Below are 3,835 nucleotides of genomic sequence, written 5' to 3'. Positions count from 1 at the left end.
ATGCAGCAGCGAGGTGTCCTGCGTCACCATGCCGATCTGGGCGCGCAGCGAATCCTGCGTCACCGCCGCGATCTCCTGGCCGTCGACGAGGATCCTGCCGCTTTCCAGGTCGTAGAAGCGCAGCAAAAGGTTGACCAGCGTCGACTTGCCGGCGCCGGAGCGGCCGACGATGCCGACCTTCTCGCCGGATTTCACGGTGAGCGACAGGTTCTCGATGACGCCCTTCTGCTTGCCGTAATGGAAGCGGATGTCGTCGAAGCGGATCTCGCCCTGGCTGACGACGATGTCCTTGGCGCCCGGCCTGTCTTCGACCAGGCGCGGCAGCGAGATCGACTGGATGCCGTCCTGCACCGTGCCGATATTCTCGAACAGCCCGGACATCTCCCACATGATCCACTGCGACATGCCCCACATCCGGAGCACCAGGCCGATGACCACGGCGACCGCGCCGATCGTGACCGCCTGGCCGAGCCATAGCCACAGTGAGATTGCCGTCACCGAGAACAGAAGCAGCGAGTTCAGGACGTAGAGCAGGCCGTAGAGCACCGTCACCAGCCGCATCGAGCGGTAGACGGTGTCGAGGAAGCTCGCCATGCCTTCTTTGGCGAAGGTCGCCTCGCGGCGCGCGTGGCTGAACAGCTTCACCGTCTGGATGTTGGTGTAGCTGTCGACGACGCGGCCGGTCATGGTCGAGCGCGCATTGGCCTGCTCCTCGCCAACCTTGCCCAGTCTCGGGATGAAAAAGCGCAGGAGACCGATATAGCCGACCAGCCAGACGGCGAGCGGTGCCGCCAGCCGCCAGTCGGCCGAGCCGACGATGAACAGCATGCCGAGGAAATAGACGATGACGTAGTTCAAGACGTCGATCAGCTTGATCACGCATTCGCGCACGGCGAGCGCCGTCTGCATCAGCTTGGTGGCGATGCGGCCGGCGAACTCGTCCTGGTAGAAGGCCATCGACTGCTTGAGCAGGTAGCGATGCACCTGCCAGCGGATGCGCATGGGATAATTACCCATCAGCGTCTGCTGGTTGAGCAGCGAATGCAGCCAGACCGTGCCCGGCAGCGCGAACAGCACGACGAAAGCCATGCCGGCGAGCTTCCAGCTCTCGGTCTGAAGGAAGGTTTCGCGGTTCTGCCCCGACAGCCAGTCGACGATGCGGCCCATGAAGCCGAACATCCACACTTCGGCGATGGAGATCGCCGTCACCAGCACCGCATCGAGGAGGATGTAGGGCCAGGCGCCGCGCGTATAATGCACGCAAAACGCGACCAGCGTCTTCGGCGGCTCGACCGGCTCCGCGGCGGGAAACGGATCGAGCCTCTGTTCAAACCAGCGGAACATTCCAGGCACTCACGATGCTATGCGCGCTTACGCGGCGCGGGATTGATGGGTTAGGCTTTGCGGCCGCGCGGCATTGCGCGCCGGCGATACGGAATCATCCGCATCGCCGGCCTTGCTGCTCGCAATATAGGGTTTCGCCGGCTTTTCGCCGACAGGCTCGCTCGACGATCCTGACGGCGCCGAGCTTCCCGACGAAAAGCCGGAGCCTGCTTGGGTTCGGTCGCCCGACCGGAACAGACGGATGATCCGGCGCACCAGCGTCGGCCGGCTGTGGTCGGGCACCGCGCGCGAGAAATCGACGTCCGGCAGCATGCCGCGATGCGGCCTGCGCCGCTCCTCGGCATGCACCGCCGACGAATAGGTCTCGCCGATCAGCAGCGCCCAGGTCGCCGCCTTGCGCTCATGCAGGCTTCTTGACCCCGGTATCTTGTAGGGATCGAACATTGGTCCGTCCTCCATATGCAAATGCGTTAAAAAGGGTGATATGGCCTCGATCCCCGGCATTCGACCGAAGGCGCGGATCGAATCGTTGGGGGCCCGGCGACAAATGTCGGTCCCGGTACGTTCAGGTGGGGCACGGCGCCCCTTTGGCAGTTTGAAAAACATCGCAAGATTCCTTCGAAGGCCGAAAACTGGGTTCGGCGGGAACCGGTGCGATGAAGACTTAAAGTGTCAGAAGAATCGTCGTACCGAAACCGCCGGTGGGCATACAAGAGCCCAGGAGAGGCGCTGGATGTGCATGGTCATCATGTGTTCCCCTCCATTCGGTTCGGGTTGACGATGATGGTCCTATACTCGACTTCGCAGAAAATGGCCACCCGACAGGCCAGAAATCGCCGAAAGCGGGAGATGCCTGTGGCCGATCTGCCACTTATTAGCAGGATGCGAAAATGAACGACCGTCTCCGCATCGCGCTCTACCAGCCGGATATCGCCGGCAACACCGGGACCATCCTGCGCTTCGGCGCCTGCCTCGACATCGCCGTCGATATCATCGAGCCGGCCGGCTTCCCGCTCTCCGACCGCGCGCTGAAACGGGCCGGCATGAACTACCTCGAAATGGCGGCGCTCACCCGCCACGCCGACTGGCACGCCTTCGAGGAATGGCGCAAGGCGCATGCGCGCCGCCTGGTGCTGCTCACCACCAAGGCCACGGCCGCCTATACCGGCTTTGCTTTCGCCGCCGGCGACATCCTCCTGTTCGGCCGCGAATCCGCCGGCGTGACGGAAGAAGTCCACCAAGCGGCCGACTCGCGACTGACCATCCCGATGCGGCCGGGCGCGCGCAGCATCAATGTCGCGCTGTCGGTCGCCATGGTCGCCGGCGAAGCGCTCCGCCAGATCGGCTAAAGCAATTCCAGGAAAAGTGTGAAACGGTTTTCCGTCGGTAATTGCGTCGAAACAACGAGCCAGCTTTCGCGCCTCCGCGCTATCCCGAACCGCCATCCCTTCCGCCGTCATTCCTGCCCAGGCGCACATCGCCTTCTCCTGCAATTGCCCTATCGATATTTCCTGGCTACAAGCTCAACTTAACTTGAGGTCAAGCAGGAATTTGAGAATGGCTCCGGTAAGGGAATTGACGGTCGGCCAGGTCGCCATGCGCAGCGGCGTCGCGGTATCGGCGCTGCATTTCTACGAGGCGCGCGGGCTGATCCGCAGCCACCGCACGTCCGGCAACCAGCGGCGCTACGGCCGCGACGTGCTGCGCCGCGTGGCGATCATCCGCGTCGCCCAGGAGGTCGGCATCTCGCTTGCCGACATCGCCGCCGCGTTCCAGTCCCTACCCGAAGAGCGCACGCCGACGCGCGAGGACTGGAATGTGCTGTCGACGGCCTGGCGCGACGAGCTCGACCACAAGATCGCCCAGATGAAGAAATTGCGCGACGGCCTGACCGACTGCATCGGCTGCGGCTGCATGTCGATTGACAAATGCCCGCTGAGGAACAAGGAAGATCGGCTGAGCGCCCAAGGGTCGGGAGCAAGACGACTGGTGGTTGCGCGCTGACCCTCCATTTCAGTCGCCTTTCAAGACAGACGGGATGGACGCCTCTCGCCTGGAGACAGGCCATTGCCGCCAGCCTGCGCCAGTCCGCATTTTTGACGGTCTTGCCAAAGATAATCCTTGCAAGACAAGGATTTGGTCTGCAGGAGAAGGCCTTCGACCCTGGATTTCTTTAAAGGCCGAGCGGACCGCACGGGCATGGATTGTAACGCCATCGCGTCCCTTGGCCCGAAGGCCCTGCAGGGCCTGAGCCTGACCGCGCAGGATTTCGCCTCGCGCTGGCGCGCCGCTCCGGCCGGCCTCGCCGAGGCTTCGACGCATGATCTCTATCTTGCGCCTCATTGCGACGATATCTGTTTTTCGCTGGGAGCTTTCGTGCTTCGGCGGCGGAAAGGCATTCAGCTCACCCTGTTCTCGCAGTGCGGCTATGTGGCCCAGCCGGGAGCGGTCGCGGCGCATGACGACGAGCGTATCGCCGCGATCTCCAGCC

The 3,835-nt window shown here is 63.3% G+C and carries 5 protein-coding genes; 3 read left to right on the top strand and 2 right to left on the bottom strand.

Features of this window, described 5'->3' with window-relative positions:
* On the bottom strand, positions 1 to 1,344 hold a 1,344-nt coding region (locus EOA23_RS32455), incomplete at its 3' end, for an ABC transporter ATP-binding protein (protein WP_145966556.1).
* Positions 1,345 to 1,371: 27 nt separating this feature from the next.
* The gene (locus EOA23_RS32450) at positions 1,372 to 1,788 is read right to left on the bottom strand and encodes a hypothetical protein (protein ID WP_127307076.1); all 417 of its coding nucleotides are present in this window, start codon (positions 1,786 to 1,788) and stop codon (positions 1,372 to 1,374) included.
* A gap of 446 nt (positions 1,789 to 2,234) precedes the next feature.
* Here EOA23_RS32450 and EOA23_RS32445 point away from each other — a divergent pair, with 446 nt between their 5' ends.
* From EOA23_RS32445 to EOA23_RS32435, 3 genes are all read left to right on the top strand, one after another.
* The gene (locus EOA23_RS32445; RefSeq protein ID WP_127307075.1) at positions 2,235 to 2,693 is read left to right on the top strand and encodes a tRNA (cytidine(34)-2'-O)-methyltransferase; all 459 of its coding nucleotides are present in this window, start codon (positions 2,235 to 2,237) and stop codon (positions 2,691 to 2,693) included.
* A gap of 208 nt (positions 2,694 to 2,901) precedes the next feature.
* Positions 2,902 to 3,348 (top strand): redox-sensitive transcriptional activator SoxR, encoded by a 447-nt coding sequence (gene soxR, locus EOA23_RS32440; protein ID WP_126059747.1) that lies wholly within the window; start codon positions 2,902 to 2,904, stop codon positions 3,346 to 3,348.
* A 117-nt stretch (positions 3,349 to 3,465) separates the two neighbouring features.
* Positions 3,466 to 3,835: hypothetical protein (locus EOA23_RS32435; protein WP_189341795.1), on the top strand; the 370-nt coding region annotated here is incomplete at its 3' end.

This window comes from Mesorhizobium sp. M2A.F.Ca.ET.042.01.1.1, assembly GCF_003997405.1.
Lineage (GTDB): Bacteria > Pseudomonadota > Alphaproteobacteria > Rhizobiales > Rhizobiaceae > Mesorhizobium.
Note: the sequence above shows the minus strand (reverse complement) of the source record. Positions and strands in the feature narration are given on the sequence as shown.